Origin of the sequence: Leptolyngbya subtilissima AS-A7 (genome assembly GCF_039962255.1) — a bacterium.
In the GTDB taxonomy this organism is placed as follows: Bacteria; Cyanobacteriota; Cyanobacteriia; order Phormidesmidales; family Phormidesmidaceae; genus Nodosilinea.
Map to the genome: position 1 here is coordinate 368,833 of NZ_JAMPKY010000001.1, position 17,396 is coordinate 386,228.

Sequence of the window (17,396 nt, forward strand, 5' to 3'; positions counted from 1 at the left end):
TAGCCCTTTAAACAGCGTCTATGGTTTCCGTAATGTTTTCTAAAAAGTATGCTCAGCTTTCAAGATAGCTGTTTCTGAGGTACGGGAGGCCAGACCAGTTCAAAAAGCCCTGCCCTTAACTGTCTAAAACTAGACAAAAGCCGCTGCTCACGATAGAGCAACGGCTTTTGCTGAGTTAAAGCAGAGGTTTGTAAACGGCTCTGGTTAGCTCCGTAACGGTTGTCACCAAAGTGGGTTTACCACAATGCCCGAGGAGCGTTATTTTGTGTAGACCCGCCCTGGTTATTTGGCGTTGGGCTCGGGTTGTTTGGCGTTTGAGACCTGGGTTGGTTAGTTTGAGGAGCTTCAGTCAAAATCGGGCCGACGAGTGCCAAGACTTCACTCTGAGTTGCATAACCGTCGAATGCGTCAGAGCTAAAGGGAATAGGCGAACCCGGCCGATTTTCGTTGTAAATAACCTCAACACTGTTGGCGTTCTGTTTGGTCCTGGCATTCTCTGAAATCCAGGGATTAACATCAGCGCCTAGCAGGGTCTGCCGCAGGAACCTGACCCCGGCGGCATGGCGAGCTTCTACACTGTGGATTTCTAGCGCGGCCGCCAATACGGTTTTACCGGCTTCACCTGCGGCCAACAGGTTTTGTACTTGCCCTTTGTAAGCGGCAACACCTAGATCTTCGACGTACTGACCCACTAGCAGAAAGTCAGCCGGGTTAGCAAACGGGTCGCGGCCTAGAATAGCCGCGTAATTGGGGTTAGCTGGAATCACTACCGCATTTGGATTACCACCTAGCGAAGGCAGGACGGCTGAAAGATCGGCTACGTGCCGGGCTTCGTCTTGACCGTAGGAAACAATGATATCTTTCGCTGCCTGGGGAATGCCAGATAGACCACCGCTTTGAGCAGCCGTGACCGCACGGCGATAAAAGTCAGCTTCTAGTTTTTCCAAGGTGAGGGCATATTCAGTCACCTGTCGAGGGGACAAGACCGTTCCCTGGGCTTGGGCAGCAGCGGTCGGGCCAACACAGAAGAACAACAGCATTGCCAGCGGCAGAGCAAGGCCTATGGTGCGCCCTAGGTGCTGCATCTGCTCAATCTGCTGACCACAGCGATCGCGTAAAGCTGTCAGCTTGTCGAACAAGGGCAGCAGGGCCTGGTTTATCGGTTGAGAAATTGAATTAAAACGTGTTTTCACTGATGGTCTCCTTATGCAACGAGCGCGCCATTGATGGGATTGTTGAGAATGTCGAGGGAGCCGACGATGTCCACGATTTGTCTGGGACTGTAAAGCTCATCGTAAGCTCGGCCCTTGAATGGGTTGAGGCTAGCGACTAAGTCGTCATCACTCACCAAGCGATCGCTGTCTGGCTCAGTGGTGGGTCTCCCCAGCAGCGCTCGTACACCACCAGCATGGCGGGCTTCGACCGAAACAATTGAGCCTGCGGCCAGCAGGTAGGTGGGGTTGGTGAGGCTAGGGCCAGCCCCGTTGTAGGCATGGACGCCTACGTCTTCTAAGGTGACCGCTGTGTTGAGAATGGTGCTGCGATCGCTTAAAACAGCATTTAAGCCAGAGGAATTGAAGCTGAGATCAGTTGTTTCAAACAGTACCTGGTCGCCTAAAACACTCCGCAAAAATGTGACGTGAGCCGCTTCTTGAGCACCTAAAACTTGCATGTAATCCAGTTCTGTGCTGTCGGAAATTTGGCCAGAGTCAACGACAGCGGCGTAAAAAGCAGCCTCAAGTTCTTCTAGCAGCAGGGCAAAATTAAGAATACCCTCGTCGTTGGCAGCAAAGGTGAGGGTACTGCCGCCAGACTGGGCGCTGACCGCCTTAGGAAGAGCCGCAATCATCAACCCTCCAAAGCCTAAAGCCCCCCACTTCATCAAACTTCGGCGCGAGGCAAACAGTGATCTCTGTTGCTTCATATCGGCATCTCCTGAGAATCGTTCGTAGTTATCAATAGTCATGTGGATGCCATCGCAAAATTTTTTACGACAGACTCTACATACATAACGAACAGAGTGTGTTCTTGGATGTATGCCGTTTGGTATAAAAGAGCCCTTAGCTCCTCCTTCGAAGGAGAGAGGACTTTTTTAGAGCCGTAATTTAAGTAAGATGTTTGGCTCGGCCCAGCAGGATAACGTACGAGCAAAAAACGCTATGGCTCAACAATGACTGGGGTTCCCAACTTCACCATATCGAACAGCTGGCGAATATCTTCGTTGTACATACGAACGCAGCCGTGGGAAGCCGCCTGCCCTACAGAGTCCCGGTTGGGGGTGCCGTGAAATCCGATAACGTTGTTGCCATCACTCCAAAAACCGATCCAGCGATCGCCCAGCGGATTTTCTGAACCAGGCGGCATCACTTCATCGGTGAAAGGATTTGTCCATCCTGGCTGACTAATTTGTGAAAATACCTCAAACTCTCCGGTAGGCGTTTCCCACCCTGGCTTGCCAATGGCAACCGGAAAACTCGCCTCTACAGCATTGCCTCTGTGTACGTATACTCGGCGATCGCTCAAGCTCAGCCGCAGGTGCACCGGTTGCTCTACAACCTCGGGCAAGAGATCTGCCCCTAGCGGAGCAGCCACGGCAAATGAATCAGTTGAGGGCAAAGCCATCGTTGGACGAATCAGTATAGGCTCTGGCGTGCGTAAGCTAGGCTCTACCTGCTCAATTGGCTGCAACTGAGGCGTTTTTGATAGTGGATCAGTTTCCTGCTTATTAGAAGCCTTTGCTGCCCCCAAATCACTCAGCAGTAAGCTACTCAAACAAACAATTATTGACTTGTAGACCAGTGTTTTGGATCGTAGCAGAGCAGAGTTCATGGGCAACGGTGGATTTAGAGAAAAATCTCAGCAGGGTTACGACAACTTTAGCCTAAGCTAGTGAGCACGGTTATCTGCCTCAATTGCGATCTCTAGACAGCTACCTAAGCCCTTTCGACATTTCAATGTAAAGCGGCTGGGATTTTCGCTTGTTTTATTGTCGGTTAAACGTCTGGGACGGCAGTAGCTTGATCTTTTAGCCGTGGCCATTGACGACATTGTCGTAGCCAAGCTCAGTTTTCATATCGTGGGAAGCTGGATGGTTATATCGCCGATCTGGCTTTCAGCCACCGATCATTACGCGAGGCCACGGTGCTGTTTGGGGTGGAGGCGAAGTCGAGGGTAAGGAGCGTATGCGCACCTACTTTCTGGGGCAAAAAGGCCTGGCGATCGCGGCTAGGCCACTCTAAGCACTGGCTAACTCAACAATGATTTGTAGTGGCCGGCCGGGTATGCTAAGCCAAGGGAGTTCTTCTAGGTAGCCGGCGATACGTCTCGTGTCTATGGCTTGCTTCTTCAGTATCCTGTGCCACCACGTGATGGGTCTATGACTACGGTTAAGGCATCTGTACCGGCGCAGCCCGCGCCTCCGCTCTCTGCCCAAGACGCAATGCTGGAGAATATTATCGGAGTTGCCATCTTCGACTTCAGCGGTCTGCCCCGTGAGTATTTCGTCACCGCCGACAATGAAAGTACGAGCTGGGTGCAGGTCGTCTTTCAGGCCCTGGGGCTCAAATCCCTGCTGATGTCCTCGCTGAAGCTAGAGGGGTTCTCCCACATCTGCATTGAGCTAGACCAGCAAACCGCCTTTGTGGTGCGCACCAAAGAGGAGTACGTGGCTCTGCTAACGCGTAAACCGCTGGTGTTTGCTACGGCTCAGGAGAGCGATCGCTTTAGCCATTGGGTACGCCAGTTTGAACGCCTTCTTCTGCGCGAGCACAGTCGGTTTATCCCAGCCTAGAGGGTGCAGGGTATTAAAGGTGAAAGGATTGGCTAAACGCCTGCAATTTTGAGCCTAAACCCTAAACCTTGTACCCTTTGTCCCAAAGCTAAGGCAAAAACCGATCTAGTGCGGCCTTGAGCTCGGCGATTTCTTCTTCAATGTTGCCGTCTTCGGCAGCACGACCAATGCACTCAGTCAGGTGCTCATCGAGAATGATACGGGCGACGCGATCGAGCGCACCGCGCACCGCCGCCACCTGTACCAGCACATCCGGGCAGGGCCGGCTCTCCTGCACCATAGTCTTAATGCCGCGAATGTGACCCTCAATGCGGGCCAGCCGATTGACAATCCGCCGCAGCGATTCCGGATCATGGACGTGGGGATGTGCCCGGGTGTCGCCGGTAGGCTCGACCTCGTGCAGGTGAGAATGGGGGGTGGGGCTAGGGTTATGCAATGGAATTTGAGAATGAATAACAGACGGACAGAGGCGGCTGGCTCAACAGTAGAGCTTGCTCAACGCCACCCTATTGGGGCGGTAAAAACCCTGACAGATCGGCCAAATCGTCTAAAGACTTAACCCCTGGGGAGAGCTGACCATCGATTTCCCAGGTGGGATATCCTTGAATGCCCTTTTGCTCACACAGCTCTGGCTGGGGGTTATCGCCATCGGCGGCACACTCCACGTAGGGCACCCGATCCACAGCCTCACCAAACATCGCCTTTTGATCAGCGCAGTGGGGGCACCAGTAAGTCCCGTACATCACGCTGCCGGTATCGGCTAGGTGCTGGGCCAGCTGGGCCTCGTAGCTGGTCGCATCGGTAACTATTTGGGCCTGATCTGGCCCACACCCCGTTAGCAGCAGGGCACCCAGCACCAACCCTCCCAACCAGGAAAAGTTCAGCGGGGGCTGAGGCCAAGAACGAACGCGGTGCAGTGAAACCATAGCGCTTAACCAACACAACCCTTAAGCGGTGGATGGGCGATCGCCCACCTAACCCGCCGCTGAAACCCAGTGTAGCGTCAAGCCACGGCGATAGGCGCGTAAAGCTCCATGACCCGTGCCAGGTCGAGACGTGACTGGGCTCCCAGGGCGAAGCCTGAGCAATGCCCCTGATTTAGGTGGTCAGCGGCAGCGCAGCCAATCATCGCAGCATTATCGGTACAGAGGCTGAGAGGCGGAAACAGCATCCGCAGGCCGTGATCAGCGGCTGCCTGCTGGAGATGCTGTCGCAGACCGCTGTTGGCAGCGACCCCGCCCCCTACAGCCACTGTAGTAAGGCCGTAGGCCTGGGCACAGGCCACCACCCGGCGGGTCAAACTGCGGGCTACCGTGGCCTGAAAGCTGGCGGCTAAGTCGGCCACCGGTAGGGGATCGACCCCATCCGCCCTTAATTTTTCCACCAGTCGCAGCACCGCTGTCTTCAGCCCGCTAAAGCTGGAGTCATAGGGGTGGAAGCCCCCCTCGGGCCGCGAAATATTGCCCTCGGGCAGCGCGAACGCCTGAGGATTGCCAGTCTGGGCCAGCCGGTCGATGATGGGGCCGCCGGGATAATCCAGCCCCATCAGGCGCGCTACCTTATCAAAGGCTTCTCCAGCGGCGTCGTCGCGGGTTTGGCCCAGGGTCTGGTACTGACCGCAGCCTTTGACGTAAATCAGGCTGGTGTGCCCTCCCGACACCAGCAGGCACAGGTAGGGGGGCTCTAGGTCGGGACTGGCTAAATAGTTGGCGTAAATGTGCCCCTCGAGGTGGTGGATCCCCAAGAAGGGCTTGTGGTGCACCATGGCCAAGGTTTTGCCTGCCGTCAGCCCCACCAGCAGGGCTCCTACGAGGCCTGGGGTACAGGTGGCGGCGACCCCATCAATGGCGGCCCAGCTCAGTTCAGCCTGAGCTAGAGCTACGTCAATACTCTCACCTAGGGTAGCGACGTGGTGCCGCGAGGCTACCTCGGGCACGATGCCGCCATAGGGCTGGTGAATGGCGATCTGCGAGGCAACGACGGTGCTGAGGACGGTGCGATCGCGCACCACCGCCGCCGCTGTTTCATCACAGCTAGTTTCTATCGCTAAAATCGTCGCCATGGGGGTTGTGGTTCGAAGAGAACTAGAGTAAGCCGTGAAAGCGAATCAGAGTAAGGCGCACCGTAATTTGTAGAGATGTAAACACCCCACCGATCTTAGCTTTACGGGGGTTCGGCTGCGAGGTATTATGGCGACCAAGTTGGGTGAATTTTTGTTCAAAAAACTTAACTTTACGTTCAAATCGCCCTAGTTTCTTCGGTAATTAAAAGGAACAGTTTATGCGACGGTTTTTTGCTGTAGCACTTGTAGTGTTTCTCTGGTTTGGGTTTGCTGCCCCGGCTTCCGCTAGCCTGGCTGGCGACAACGTAGCCGGCCTTACCCCCTGTGGTCAAAACGAGGCATTTCTAAAGCGAGCCGCTGGTGCCAAGACTGAGGCGGCCAAAGCTCGCTTCGATTTTTATGGTAGCTCTACCCTGCTGTGTGGCAGCGAGGGCCTACCCCACTTGGTGGTAGACGGTGACCTGGCCCATGCCGGTGAGTTTCTAATTCCTAGCCTGTTGTTTCTCTACATCGCTGGGTGGATTGGCTGGGTAGGTCGCGCCTACCTAATCACGGTACGTGGTGACAAGAATCCCGAAGAAAAGGAAGTCATTATTGAGGTGCCCCTGGCCATCAAGACCATGTTAACTGGGTTTGCCTGGCCGCTACTTGCCTTCAAAGACATTGCTAGCGGGGCCATGTTTGCTAAAAACGAAGAGATCACTGTATCTCCTCGCTAGGTAAATCTCTCGCTGATCCCCAGAATAACGACCCAGGAGAATTAGACCATGAACAACGGCCTGCCTCGGTATTTGTCAACTGCCCCGGTGCTGATTACCGTGTGGATGTTGATTCACGCCGGTATTTTGATCGAATTCAATCGCTTCTTTCCCGATTTGCTGCTGCACCCTTAGGGAAAGACCTCGCGAGGCTGACCTTGCGAACTCGATGAAGAGATGGTTTCTGGAGACTTAACGGCGTCTAGAAACCGTCTTTATCTAATTGCTGTGATCTTGTTTGAGTTGGAGAAACTTCCCCCATGACAGACCTCATTCAGCCCGCTGGGGATCCGCAAATCGGCAACCTAGAAACGCCGATCAATTCCTCTGCGTTTTCAAAGGCTTTTATTGGCAATCTGCCCGCTTACCGCAAAGGGCTTTCCCCCCAGCGGCGCGGTTTAGAAATTGGTATGGCCCACGGCTATTTCCTCTACGGCCCCTTTGCTCTACTTGGCCCCCTGCGCGATTCTGAGATTCCTGGCCTAGCTGGGTTGCTGAGCGCGGCGGGACTAGTGGTGATTTTGACCGCTTGCCTGTCAATTTACTCGGGTTCTGGCCTTAACCACTCCGTTACTAGAGCCACCACCCCCTTCACCCCTCCCGCTAGCCTCGAAACCGATGAAGGCTGGAGCGAGTTTGCCGGTAGCTTTTTAATCGGCGGCATTGGCGGGGCTACCTTCGCCTACCTGCTGGCGGCTAATTTGCCTATTCTGACCACCCTAGTCAGCGGCGGCCACAGCTAAGCTTGCCTCTGTCATCTCGATTCTGTAAGCGCTAGGGGCGATGGACTGCAATCCGTCGCCCCTGGCCTCTTTAAAGGAGCCTTTCAAAATAGACAGCAGGGATGATATGTAGAGCGGGAAAAATCACTCTCTCGATAGAGCTTTGTGGGCTAAAGTTCTGGAGTCGAGCTAAGGGAACCGTGCCCAAGCTACAGCCAAAGGCTGTTTTACAACGGTCCGATCGCCTCTATCGCTGCCTCCACCGCTAGGGCCACGTGAGTCCAGTGGGTGCCGCCCTGGCAGTAGACGATGTAGGGCTCCCGCAGGGGGCCGTCAGCAGATAACTCTGAGGTGCTGCCGTCAATAAAAGTGCCTCCAGCCATCACCAGCTCGCTCTCGTAGCCAGGCATAGCACCGGGTACGGGTTCCACGTAGGCATCGATGGGTGAATGCTGTTGTACGGCCTTACAAAAGGCGATTAGTTTCTCGGGCGACCCCAGGCGAATGGCCTGAATCACGTCGCGCTGAGGCGCACTGGGGGCTGGGTTGACAGGGTATCCCAGAGCCGCAAAGGTAGACGCTAGCAGATAGTTGCCCTTCATCGCCTCACCGACCATTTGGGGAGCTAAAAATAACCCCTGGTAAAGCAGTCGGTTGAGGTTGAGGCTAGAGCCCCCGCTGGCACCAATGCCGGGGGCGGTGAGGCGGCAGGCGGCAGTCGCGACTAGGTCGGCCCGGCCTGCTACGTAGCCGCCAGTGGGGGCAATAGTGCCGCCAGGGTTTTTAATCAGCGACCCGGCTATGAGATCAGCTCCAACGGCCGTAGGCTCGCGGTCTTCCAAGAATTCGCCATAGCAGTTATCGACGAAACAGACAACGGTGGAATTCTGGTCTTTTACCGTAGCCACGATTTTTTCGATTTCGGCTATGGTAAGGGATGACCGCCAGCTATAGCCGCACGATCGCTGGATGTGCACCAGTCGGGTTTTTGGCCCCACTGCTGTCGCTAGGGCATCCCAGTCGGGGGTGTGGTCAGCGGTCAACGGTAACTCTCGATAGGACACCCCAAACTCTGCCAAGGACCCCTGGCCCTTACTCCGCAAGCCAATTACCTCTTCAAGGGTGTCGTAGGGAGTGCCTGCTACGGCTAGCATTTCATCCCCAGGGCGCAGCACGCCGTACAGGGCGCAGGCGATCGCATGGGTGCCTGAAACAAACTGCGATCGCACCAGGGCGGCCTCCGCCTGCACTATATCGGCAAAGACGCGATCGAGGGTGTCACGCCCCAGATCGTCGTGGCCGTAGCCCGACACGCTGTTAAAGTGGTGACTTCCCACCCGATGCTGTCGAAAGGCCTCTAATACTCGCGCTAGATTTTGCTTGACCTGAGCGTCAATTCCATAAAAAATCGGAAGGAGGGTCGAGTCAGAGGGCATCATCGGGTTTGATTGTTGCAATGGTTAAATTTTTTCGTTAAGAAACAGGGGTAACTATTGTCCCCTACATTTACTCTGCCTGAGCAAAATTCTTACTGAGGATTCCTGCTGGGGCGCTTGTCCAAAATTCTGAGATTTTCGCATGACTGCTGTAACTACCGAGCGTTTGTCCCGCGATTGGGTCACCCTTGGCTTCATGATTTTTGTCCACAGCATGGCGGCCCTGGCGTTTTTGCCCGCTAACTTTTCCTGGGCGGCGATCGGGGTAGCGCTGCTGCTCCACTGGTTTACCGGCTGTCTCGGCATTACCCTGGGTTGGCACCGGCTAGTCTCTCACCGTAGCTTTACGGTGCCCAAGTGGCTAGAGTACTTTTTTGTCTTTTGTGGCACCCTAGCTTGCCAGCATGGCCCGATTATGTGGGTCGGCCTGCACCGCCACCACCATGCTTACTCTGACCAAAGCCTCGACCACCACGACTCTAACAAGGGTTTTTGGTGGAGCCACATGGGTTGGATGCTGCGCGACGTGCCGGCCCGCCACGATGTTGACCGCTTCATCCGCGATATCAAAGACGATCGCTTCTACCTGTTCTGCGAGAAGTATTTCCTGCTGCTTCAGGTTGGCCTTGGCGTAGTTCTTTACGCTTTAGGCGGCTGGCCCTTTGTGCTGTGGGGCATCTTTGTTCGGCTGGTGGCGGTCTACCACTGCACCTGGTTGGTGAACAGCGCCACCCACAAGTTTGGCTACCGCAGCCACGAAACCGAAGACAAATCGACCAACTGCTGGTGGGTGGCGGTGCTCACCTACGGTGAGGGCTGGCACAACAACCACCACGCCTATCAGTACTCGGCTCGCCACGGCCTCAAATGGTGGGAAGTTGACATGACCTGGATGACTATTCGCCTGCTCGAAACAGTCGGTCTGGCCAAGAAAGTCAAGCTAGCTGGCTCTACTGAAAGCTAGATAATCGGTTCCGAACCAATAAAAGCAGGGTTAGTGCAAGTGCTGACCCTGCTTTTTATTGCGGTGCCAGCAGAGTTCTGCAGTATTTCGCTGGCATCAAACTCTTCAATGCTTCTTTGAATGGGCTAAACGCTCAATAAGTAACTGAACCTAAGGTCAGTTTTTGAGCTTAAGAGAAGAATCGCAGTTTCAGATTACCTACACAAATTTTGGCGGCTAGCTGATCTAACTCTCCTGGTTTTTAGGAAACTTGCAGGTGACCTCGACTTTAAAGTCACCATCAGTGGAACCATTAGCCAGCATAGGAATGCCGGTATCGGCGTTAATTTTAATACCAAAGCTGAGTTTGAGGTCTTCAACCTCAGCTCCAGCCAGGTTTTTGAATGCTCCTAGGGCATACATCGTGTAGGCACGAATAGTTTGGTGAACTGTTTGAAGCTGAGCACTAAAGGGCGGCGGCAGAGCCCGCGTTGGTGCGCCGGGTGGCAAACCATAGTCGCGGGTGGCATTGGAGTCGTAGGAGCCGGGTGGAGATGGTGCGGGTGCAGCAGGTAGAGCGACCGGCGGAGCAACTGGCATTCTGTAGGTCTCTACAACCTCAGTTTCCACATAAATGGTTTAGCTCGTGCCGTCATCATCCTCAAGCACAATCGGTTGAATCGTCGTCATAGATTGCCCCTAACCCAACGCTCCATAGGATACATTCGCTTGAGGGCGAACTATCCCATCAACCAAGGAATTGCTGCATCTCAAGGTTGTCTTAGAGGCACCCTTGAGATGCAACACAATGTTCACGCTGCTTCAATCCATGCCCAACGAGGGCCATGGTCGGTATGCTCAATCGCAATAAGCTTATCCTAGCTATCTACTCTAGATGTCCAGGTCTTCTAGCTTCATGCGGGAGCCGTAGGTTTCAATGAACTCGCGACGGGGAGCGACGCGATCGCCCATCAGGATCGTAAAGATGCGATCGGCCTCGGCAGCGTCTTCGATCTCCACCCGCTTCATAGTGCGGGTGGTGGGGTCCATGGTGGTCTCCCACAGCTGCTGAGGCATCATTTCTCCCAGACCCTTAAACCGCTGCACTGTGTAGTTGGCGTTGGCCGGAAACTCGTTGGTGATGAGGTTCTGCAGCTCGCGCTCGTTGTAGCAGTACCAGTGGTTGCGACCTCGCTCCACCTTATAAAGGGGTGGGCAAGCGATGTAAATGTAACCCTGATCGACCAAGTCACGTTGGTAGCGGTAAAAGAACGTTAGCAGCAGAGTGCGGATGTGGGCGCCATCCACGTCGGCGTCGGTCATCAGGCAGATGCGGTGGTAGCGTAGCTGCGATGAATCAAACTCCTCGCCGCGAATGCCCATGCCCAAAGCGGTAATCAGCGCCTGGATTTCAGTGTTTTTGTAGATCTTAGAGTCTTCGGTTTTCTCAATGTTGAGAATTTTGCCCCGTAGCGGCAGAATGGCCTGGAAGCGGCGATCGCGCCCCTGTTTCGCACTGCCACCGGCTGAGTCGCCTTCTACAATGAAGATCTCAGACTCGCTGGGATCGCGGCTGCTGCAGTCAGCCAGCTTGCCCGGCAGGGTAGACGACTCTAGCACCGACTTGCGGCGCACCAATTCTCGCGCTCGGCGGGCGGCCTCGGCGGCGTTGAAAGCCTGAATCGCCTTCTCTAAAATGGCGTCGGCTACGTTGGGGTGAAAGTCGAGGTACTCGGTTAGGGCTTCACCCACTAGAGAATCGACAATGCCGCGCACCTCGGTGTTGCCCAGCTTGGTCTTGGTTTGGCCCTCAAACTCGGGGTCAGGCACCTTCACCGAAATAATTGCCGTCAACCCCTCGCGGATGTTTTCCCCTGCCAGGTTTGACTCGGCGTCTTTGCGCTTGTTGCGCTTGCGGCTGAAGTTGTTGAGGGTGCGGGTCAGCACTGCCTTTAGCCCTTCTAGGTGGGTGCCGCCGTCGATGGTGCGAATGTTGTTGGCAAAGCCCAGCAGGTTGTCAGAGTAAGCGTCGATACACCACTGCAGCGCTGCCTCTACCTGCACCCCGTCACGCTCGGAGGAAATGTGGATAATCTCATCGTGGATGGGCTGCTTGTCGTTGTTGATGTACTTAACGTACTCAATGATGCCGCCCGCGTAGTGGTAGGTCGAAACCTTGGGCTGGTCCGACTTGATCACATCTAAGCGGTAGTCGGTGAAGATTACCTGAATGCCCGCGTTGAGATAGGCTAGCTCCCGCAGTCGCCCGCATAGGGTGTCGTAGTCAAACTCAGTACCGTTGTGAAAAATTTCGGTGTCGGGCAAGAATGTGACTGAGGTGCCTTGGCGTTTTTCGGCAATTTTCTCCGCCGATAGCTCGCCGATGGGCACACCGCGCTCGAAGCGCTGCTTGTGCACCTTGCCCTCGCGCCACACGGTGACTTCAACCCACTCTGACAGAGCGTTGACCACCGAAATGCCCACGCCGTGAAGGCCCCCAGATACCTTGTAGCCGCCGCCGCCAAACTTGCCCCCAGCGTGGAGCACGGTCATCACCGTTTCGAGGGCCGACTTGCCGGTGCGGGGGTGAATGTCGGTGGGAATGCCGCGCCCGTTGTCGGTGACGGAGACCGAACCATCGGCGTTGAGAGAAATATCGATGCGATCGCAGTGGCCCGCCAAGGCTTCGTCTACGGAGTTATCGACAACCTCGTACACTAGGTGGTGGAGTCCACGGGGCCCAGTGCTGCCGATATACATGCCTGGGCGTTTGCGAACAGGCTCAAGCCCCTCCAGAACCTGAATCTGATCGGCACCGTAGTCAGTTGTCATACTGTACGCTCCAAAAATGGGCTCTAAGCCACCCGAATGCTCGCCAGGTCAAAACACCTAGAAATTATAGCACAAAGCAGCCACAGCGGGCTCTAAGGCAACGTCAGCTCAAGAATGAACCAGGGATGCAATCACCTAAATTTTCCCGGCTAGAATCATCGTTTCAGGAAACAACGAATAATAGTTCAATTGTACCATTCCTATGGGTGATCGGCGGAGCTACGGCCACAGGCAAATCGTCTCTGGCGATCGCCCTAGCCCAGCGCCTTCAGGGGTGCATTCTCAGCGCCGACTCCCGACAAGTATATCGAGAGTTTGATATTGGAACGGCAAAACCTTCGGCATTTGATCGGCAGCAAATTCCCCACTATCTAATAGACATCTGCAACCCAACTGAAACCCTCACCCTAGCCCAGTACCAGCGCCAGGCCCAGCATCTAATTCACACCTTTCACCAGACGGGTGCTGTGCCCATGCTGGTGGGTGGTACAGGGCTCTACATAGATGCGGTGGTGAAAGGATTACGTATTCCGCCTGTGGCTCCCCAGCCCGTCCTGCGCGGACAGTTAGAGGCCCTGGGGCAGCCCCACTGCTACGCTCTGCTCAAAAGCCTGGACGCAGCTGCGGCCCAACGCATTCACTCTAATGATCCGGTGCGCACGGTGCGCGCCCTGGAGGTGTTCTATGTCACTGGCCAGCCCATGTCGACTCTCCAGGGAGAAGTACCTCCAGCGTATCCGGTGCTTTACCTAGCCCTCGACTGTGATTCCCTTGCGTTGGAGCGCCGCATTGCTCAGCGCACCCAAGCAATGATTGAGGCGGGATTTGTGGATGAGGTGACACATCTGCTGGGAAAATACGGCCCAGAGCTGCCCCTGCTGCAAACCCTGGGCTATAGCGAAATGCTGCGCTACGTGCAAGGGGATGTTTCTCTAGCGATCGCCCAGGCCGACATTGTGCAGCACACGCGTCAGTTCGCCAAACGCCAGCGCACCTGGTTTCGCAACCGGGCCACGGTGCAGTGGTTTGATGCCGATGCCGGAGATTTAGTAGAGCAAGTGTGGGATTGGTTCAAAGAGAGCAGGGATGGCTAGCCGTTGCCCTTTAATTGGGCAAGCGAAGACGATGCTCCTGGAGTGTCAATGGCATGCCAGACAACTTCCCTAGTTCAAATACTTTGCCAACTTGCTAAAGCTCTTCATCGGCTAGCTCTTGCTCGTCTACGGTCAGCTCTAGGGCAATGGGTGTGGCCTCTTCCGTCACCGCTTCGATTAGCACAGGTTCGGCTTCGGTCTCCTCTTGTTTGACTTCCAAGTTGAGGGGAATGCGCAGGGGTTCGGGCTGCTCCTGCTCCATTTCCATGACGGGCAGCGATTCAACCAGATCATCGAGGGGGCGAGGGATAACCATAACAGCGTGGAGTTCACCGATGCGCTCGGCTTCGTGCATGCCGGCTTCGATCGCGATCGCCACGTTGGGCAGCGATCCCCGAATCAAAATGGTGCAAAGGCCTTCGCCAATCGTCTCGTGGGACATCAGCTGCACATCGGCAGACTTGGTCATAGCATCAGCGGCTCCTACCATTGCTGGAAAGCCACGGGTCTCTAGCAGGCCAATAGCTTGACTGCCCATCTTGCCGCCGCTCTCGCCCCGCAACTCGTCCCAACGGGCGCAGATAGGCAGCACTGCTTCCAGGTTGGGCAACGGGCGCGGAATCAGCGTTGAAGAGACAAACTGACCAAAATCTTGGGCGGTTTTAATCCCAGCCTCTACCGCCATGCGCACGTCGGAAATGCCCCCCCGCACGATCGCAGTGCAGTGCCCACCGCCGGTCTTTTCATAGCCCACCAGCAGAACATCGGCGGCCTTTAGCATGGCGTCGGCTGTACCAACCACCGCCGGGAAGCTCTCCGTTGACACCATACCCAAGGCCGCGCCGCGATACTTGTCGCGCTGCTGGGCTTCTTTTTGACCTGGCGCAGGGGTCGCCAGGGTCAACCGCTTGGGCGTGCCAGACTTGAGGTCAAGGGGCGAGGCTAGTTTGCCGTCAGGTTGCATAGGGTGCCTCTACACAGGGGTATCTGCCTCTCCATTCTAGGGCCTGTCCTCTGAGCTAGCGCCATTGAGCGAATGACGCTGGGGAAATAGCGTGGCCAGTAGGCGATTGACCTGGGTTTTGCCGTAGACGGAGGATCCGTTTTGCCCAGCAACGTTTTGCCCAATACTGTTTTGAGTATTGCCGTTTTGGGCAGCACCGTTGGAGGTATTGCCATTCTGAGCGGCTCCAACAGCGGTATGCCCCGATCCGTTGAGGGCATTCCCCGTAGTGCCTAGGTTGCCGGCAGTTCCGTAGACGTAGCTACTAGTGTTAGGGGTAAACCCGTTAGATGCAGGCTCCTGGTCAGAAGATGTCTGCGTCGGATCGCCTAGCAAAGACCCCGGTGCGATCGCCTGGGAGGCCCCAATTGTGGGGTTGATGAGGGTACTATTAGCTCCAATACAGGTGTGCTGGCCAATGGAGCCGTGGCCCACTACCAGCACACCGCTGCCTAAGCTCACCCCTGGCTCAATCACCAGGTCACCGTGGTGGACCTGTATCACCACATCGACCCCCAAACAGACACCCGCAGAGATCACCAGACGGCAGCCAGAGGCTGCCCCTAGCAGTACCCCAGGTGCGATCGCCACTCCAGGCGCTATATCCACATCTCCCTGGATGTAGCCATTGGTAGGCTGGGTGATCACCTGGGCGGGTACTGCCACGGTCAAAGGTTGGATGAGAGGTCTCTAGGGTCGCTGGATAGTGGCTTCATGCACTCGTTTTTTCACCTTCGGATCGATGCCCACCAGGCGTACGTATTGGCCAGAGTGGTTGCGCAATTGCGACTCTAGGGCGTTGAGTACATCCGAGGCCCGACTTCCCTCTAGAATGCCGGCGTTTTGCCAGGCACCACTGCGGTAGCGGCGCACATCAGCATGCTCAACGCTGAGGCGATAGCCCTGGTTGAAGAGCCGCTGTACCTGCTGCACTACCTCCTGGGGAAGACCGCCCATAGGAGCTGCTCCATTGCTGGTCGGAGCACTGGAACTTGAGTAGGAGGGCGATGGGGCCGATGGGGCCGACTTCGAGCCCGGACGCTGCACGGTAACCGCAGCCACCCGCCGCTTAGCTCTGGGGTCAATGCCAAATACCCGCACATACTCGTTGGGGTGCTCAGCCACACAGGCATTGATAGCGCCCAAGACTTCTCCCTCGCGGTTGCTGGTGATAGTCTTACAAGACTGCCAAACATTGCTGTTGTAGCGGCGAGCATCGGCGTGCTCAGCCCCCACATGGTAGCCCTGGCTGAGCCACTGGCGCACCTGCTGAGCGACATCACCGCCGACCTGAGACGAACCACCGCTGGGACTAGGGGCTGACGCATAGGAGGCGCTGGGGGAGCCGCCCGATCGAGAATTCACTGCTGCGGATTTGCCGTCGGGGCGCTGGATGGTGATGGGAGCAACGCGGCTCTTCGCCTTGGGGTCAATGCCAAACAGGCGCACGTATTCACCTGAGTGCTCGGCTAGGCAGCGCTCAAGGGCACCAAAGACCTCACCCTCGCGGGACGACTGAATGGGGGAGCAGGTTTGCCACACGTTGCTGCTATAGCGGCGAGAGTCGGCATGCTCGGTGCCAATTCGATAGCCCTGACTGAGGTACTGACGCACCTGCTGCACTACCTCAGGCGACAGGGGGCCGCTGGCCGCAGCTGGGGCCGGACGATGGCCACCGTTGTTGGAAGGGCTGGAATAACTCGAATGGGAAGGCGCTGAGCCGCTGTTGGCGACAGATTTGCCATCGGCTCGCTGAATGGTGATGGGGGCGACCCGCTGCTTTGCCCTCGGATCGATCCCGAACATGCGCACGTACTCGCCTGGGTGCTGAGACAGACAGTTTTCGATCGCAGCCAGCACTTCAGGTTCCCGCTGGGACTGAACTGGGCTGCAGGTCTGCCAAACGCCACTGCGATAGCGGCGAGAGTCGGCGTGCTCGGTGCCAATGGTGAAGCCCTGGGCCAGGTACTGACGAACCTGCTGGACAACGTCGGGGGGTAGCAGTTGAGAATTCATAGTGCCTAATCCATCGCGTTCGTTTGAGTGTGCTGTGGTATGTAGAGACGCTGTGCTAGCTGACCCACCCAGGGGGGGCGCATGGCCGGGCGTTCCTGCAAGTTCCCTAATTAGGGCAATATCAATGGGGCCAACGTCGCGGAGGGCATCGGCCTGCTGCTGCTGGGTAATTACTGACCCCGAGGGAATCAGCTTGCCGGGCGGCACGTCCACGTCCTGCACCAGGGCGTGCATCATCACGACGCACCCGGCTCCCAATCGAGCATTGAAAAGAGTTGAGCGAAAGCCAATAAAGCAGTCGGCACCAATGTAGACCGGACTCTGCACCAGCACTTTGTGGGTGAGGATAGCGCGATCGCCTACCCAGACCGCCCAGGGACTGCGATCGTCTCCCAGCACCTGTCCCTGAGCACGACCATATACTGTGGCTCCCTCCTGCAGGGTGCTAGCGGCACCGAGCCGCACGGCGGCACCAGGGTCGGCCCGAACTACCGAGCCAGCAGCTAAAACTGCTCCAGGCTCGACAAGAACCTGGCCCTGCACCTGGGCTAACCCATGCACCCGAGCCGACGACCCAGATGACTGCTGCGAACCCCATGCCTGAGTCGGAGATGCCGCTGGTGTGCGGATCGCCATTGCCGTACGTCCTCCCAAAAAACCCCAACTAACTAGCTGCTCAACCACAGAAATGAGCTAATTGTGGGGAGAGTGTAGTCTTTGCCCGCGCTAGCTGAACTGGA

18 protein-coding genes are annotated in these 17,396 nt (G+C 56.1%); 6 read left to right on the top strand and 12 right to left on the bottom strand.

Annotation, left to right across the window (positions count from 1 at the left end; all coding sequences use genetic code 11):
* Positions 1-236 precede the first annotated feature (236 nt).
* The 3 genes from NC979_RS01755 to NC979_RS25270 form a co-directional block, all read right to left on the bottom strand.
* Positions 237-1,193, bottom strand: a complete 957-nt coding sequence (locus NC979_RS01755; RefSeq protein ID WP_347403976.1) for a ferritin-like domain-containing protein — start codon at positions 1,191-1,193, stop codon at positions 237-239.
* Between the two features lie 11 nt (positions 1,194-1,204).
* A complete protein-coding gene (locus NC979_RS01760; RefSeq protein ID WP_190523157.1) occupies positions 1,205-1,924 on the bottom strand; it encodes a ferritin-like domain-containing protein in 720 nt (239 codons plus the stop codon).
* A gap of 233 nt (positions 1,925-2,157) precedes the next feature.
* Positions 2,158-2,592, bottom strand: a complete 435-nt coding sequence (locus NC979_RS25270; protein WP_431191003.1) for a L,D-transpeptidase — start codon at positions 2,590-2,592, stop codon at positions 2,158-2,160.
* A 784-nt stretch (positions 2,593-3,376) separates the two neighbouring features.
* Here NC979_RS25270 and NC979_RS01770 point away from each other — a divergent pair.
* Complete coding sequence (locus tag NC979_RS01770; protein WP_242024174.1) at positions 3,377-3,790, top strand: hypothetical protein; 414 nt, start codon at positions 3,377-3,379, stop codon at positions 3,788-3,790.
* Between the two features lie 88 nt (positions 3,791-3,878).
* Here the strand turns inward: NC979_RS01770 and NC979_RS01775 are convergent, their stop codons facing one another.
* The 3 genes from NC979_RS01775 to tsaD all read right to left on the bottom strand — a co-directional run bounded on the left by NC979_RS01775 (position 3,879) and on the right by tsaD (position 5,852).
* Positions 3,879-4,226 (bottom strand): metal-sensing transcriptional repressor, encoded by a 348-nt coding sequence (locus NC979_RS01775; RefSeq protein WP_431191004.1) that lies wholly within the window; start codon positions 4,224-4,226, stop codon positions 3,879-3,881.
* A gap of 70 nt (positions 4,227-4,296) precedes the next feature.
* Positions 4,297-4,716, bottom strand: coding sequence for a glutaredoxin family protein (locus tag NC979_RS01780; RefSeq protein WP_190523160.1), 420 nt, complete (start codon positions 4,714-4,716; stop codon positions 4,297-4,299).
* Positions 4,717-4,793: 77 nt separating this feature from the next.
* On the bottom strand, positions 4,794-5,852 hold the full coding sequence (tsaD, locus tag NC979_RS01785) for a tRNA (adenosine(37)-N6)-threonylcarbamoyltransferase complex transferase subunit TsaD (protein WP_190523163.1): 1,059 nt from the start codon (positions 5,850-5,852) through the stop codon (positions 4,794-4,796).
* A 218-nt stretch (positions 5,853-6,070) separates the two neighbouring features.
* On the opposite strand from tsaD, the gene NC979_RS01790 reads away from it, so the two are divergent.
* The 3 genes from NC979_RS01790 (at position 6,071) to NC979_RS01800 (ending at position 7,353) form a co-directional block, all read left to right on the top strand.
* Positions 6,071-6,571, top strand: a complete 501-nt coding sequence (locus NC979_RS01790) for a Photosystem I reaction center subunit III (RefSeq protein WP_190523165.1) — start codon at positions 6,071-6,073, stop codon at positions 6,569-6,571.
* Between the two features lie 48 nt (positions 6,572-6,619).
* Positions 6,620-6,745, top strand: coding sequence for a photosystem I reaction center subunit IX (psaJ, locus tag NC979_RS01795; RefSeq protein ID WP_190523167.1), 126 nt, complete (start codon positions 6,620-6,622; stop codon positions 6,743-6,745).
* Between the two features lie 125 nt (positions 6,746-6,870).
* The gene (locus NC979_RS01800) at positions 6,871-7,353 is read left to right on the top strand and encodes a photosystem I reaction center subunit XI (RefSeq protein WP_190523169.1); all 483 of its coding nucleotides are present in this window, start codon (positions 6,871-6,873) and stop codon (positions 7,351-7,353) included.
* A gap of 206 nt (positions 7,354-7,559) precedes the next feature.
* Here the strand turns inward: NC979_RS01800 and NC979_RS01805 are convergent, their stop codons facing one another.
* Positions 7,560-8,771, bottom strand: coding sequence for a methionine gamma-lyase family protein (locus tag NC979_RS01805; RefSeq protein WP_190523171.1), 1,212 nt, complete (start codon positions 8,769-8,771; stop codon positions 7,560-7,562).
* Between the two features lie 139 nt (positions 8,772-8,910).
* On the opposite strand from NC979_RS01805, the gene NC979_RS01810 reads away from it, so the two are divergent.
* Positions 8,911-9,732, top strand: coding sequence for an acyl-CoA desaturase (locus tag NC979_RS01810; RefSeq protein ID WP_190523173.1), 822 nt, complete (start codon positions 8,911-8,913; stop codon positions 9,730-9,732).
* Positions 9,733-9,957: 225 nt separating this feature from the next.
* Here the strand turns inward: NC979_RS01810 and NC979_RS01815 are convergent, their stop codons facing one another.
* Both NC979_RS01815 and gyrB read right to left on the bottom strand, forming a co-directional pair.
* Positions 9,958-10,311 carry a CU044_2847 family protein gene (locus NC979_RS01815; RefSeq protein ID WP_190523174.1) on the bottom strand — a complete coding sequence of 118 codons (354 nt, stop codon included), beginning with the start codon at positions 10,309-10,311 and terminating at the stop codon, positions 9,958-9,960.
* A 291-nt stretch (positions 10,312-10,602) separates the two neighbouring features.
* Positions 10,603-12,543 (bottom strand): DNA topoisomerase (ATP-hydrolyzing) subunit B, encoded by a 1,941-nt coding sequence (gyrB, locus tag NC979_RS01820; RefSeq protein WP_190523176.1) that lies wholly within the window; start codon positions 12,541-12,543, stop codon positions 10,603-10,605.
* 206 nt (positions 12,544-12,749) lie between these two features.
* Between gyrB and miaA the strand changes: the two genes are divergently transcribed.
* A complete protein-coding gene (gene miaA, locus NC979_RS01825; protein ID WP_347403977.1) occupies positions 12,750-13,637 on the top strand; it encodes a tRNA (adenosine(37)-N6)-dimethylallyltransferase MiaA in 888 nt (295 codons plus the stop codon).
* Between the two features lie 94 nt (positions 13,638-13,731).
* On the opposite strand, the gene ccmO is transcribed toward miaA, so the two are convergent.
* Genes ccmO through NC979_RS01840 form a run of 3 tightly spaced genes read right to left on the bottom strand, consistent with a single transcriptional unit; the run spans position 13,732 to position 17,292 of the window.
* Positions 13,732-14,601 carry a beta-carboxysome assembly protein CcmO gene (gene ccmO / locus NC979_RS01830; protein WP_190523180.1) on the bottom strand — a complete coding sequence of 290 codons (870 nt, stop codon included), beginning with the start codon at positions 14,599-14,601 and terminating at the stop codon, positions 13,732-13,734.
* A gap of 36 nt (positions 14,602-14,637) precedes the next feature.
* The gene (gene ccmN / locus NC979_RS01835; protein WP_190523182.1) at positions 14,638-15,306 is read right to left on the bottom strand and encodes a beta-carboxysome scaffolding protein CcmN; all 669 of its coding nucleotides are present in this window, start codon (positions 15,304-15,306) and stop codon (positions 14,638-14,640) included.
* 24 nt (positions 15,307-15,330) lie between these two features.
* The gene (locus NC979_RS01840; RefSeq protein WP_199308998.1) at positions 15,331-17,292 is read right to left on the bottom strand and encodes a RuBisCO small subunit-like domain-containing protein; all 1,962 of its coding nucleotides are present in this window, start codon (positions 17,290-17,292) and stop codon (positions 15,331-15,333) included.
* Positions 17,293-17,396: the final 104 nt, after the last annotated feature.

Bases quoted from the DNA above. Each gene is read 5' to 3' on its own strand.
- NC979_RS01760 (WP_190523157.1), bottom strand. From the start codon at position 1,924: ATGAAGCAACAGAGATCACTGTTTGCCTCGCGCCGAAGTTTGATGAAG.
- NC979_RS01770 (WP_242024174.1), top strand. From the start codon at position 3,377: ATGACTACGGTTAAGGCATCTGTACCGGCGCAGCCCGCGCCTCCGCTC.
- NC979_RS01780 (WP_190523160.1), bottom strand. From the start codon at position 4,716: ATGGTTTCACTGCACCGCGTTCGTTCTTGGCCTCAGCCCCCGCTGAAC.
- tsaD (WP_190523163.1), bottom strand. From the start codon at position 5,852: ATGGCGACGATTTTAGCGATAGAAACTAGCTGTGATGAAACAGCGGCG.
- NC979_RS01790 (WP_190523165.1), top strand. From the start codon at position 6,071: ATGCGACGGTTTTTTGCTGTAGCACTTGTAGTGTTTCTCTGGTTTGGG.
- psaJ (WP_190523167.1), top strand. From the start codon at position 6,620: ATGAACAACGGCCTGCCTCGGTATTTGTCAACTGCCCCGGTGCTGATT.
- NC979_RS01800 (WP_190523169.1), top strand. From the start codon at position 6,871: ATGACAGACCTCATTCAGCCCGCTGGGGATCCGCAAATCGGCAACCTA.
- NC979_RS01805 (WP_190523171.1), bottom strand. From the start codon at position 8,771: ATGATGCCCTCTGACTCGACCCTCCTTCCGATTTTTTATGGAATTGAC.
- NC979_RS01810 (WP_190523173.1), top strand. From the start codon at position 8,911: ATGACTGCTGTAACTACCGAGCGTTTGTCCCGCGATTGGGTCACCCTT.
- NC979_RS01815 (WP_190523174.1), bottom strand. From the start codon at position 10,311: ATGCCAGTTGCTCCGCCGGTCGCTCTACCTGCTGCACCCGCACCATCT.
- gyrB (WP_190523176.1), bottom strand. From the start codon at position 12,543: ATGACAACTGACTACGGTGCCGATCAGATTCAGGTTCTGGAGGGGCTT.
- ccmO (WP_190523180.1), bottom strand. From the start codon at position 14,601: ATGCAACCTGACGGCAAACTAGCCTCGCCCCTTGACCTCAAGTCTGGC.
- NC979_RS01840 (WP_199308998.1), bottom strand. From the start codon at position 17,292: ATGGCGATCCGCACACCAGCGGCATCTCCGACTCAGGCATGGGGTTCG.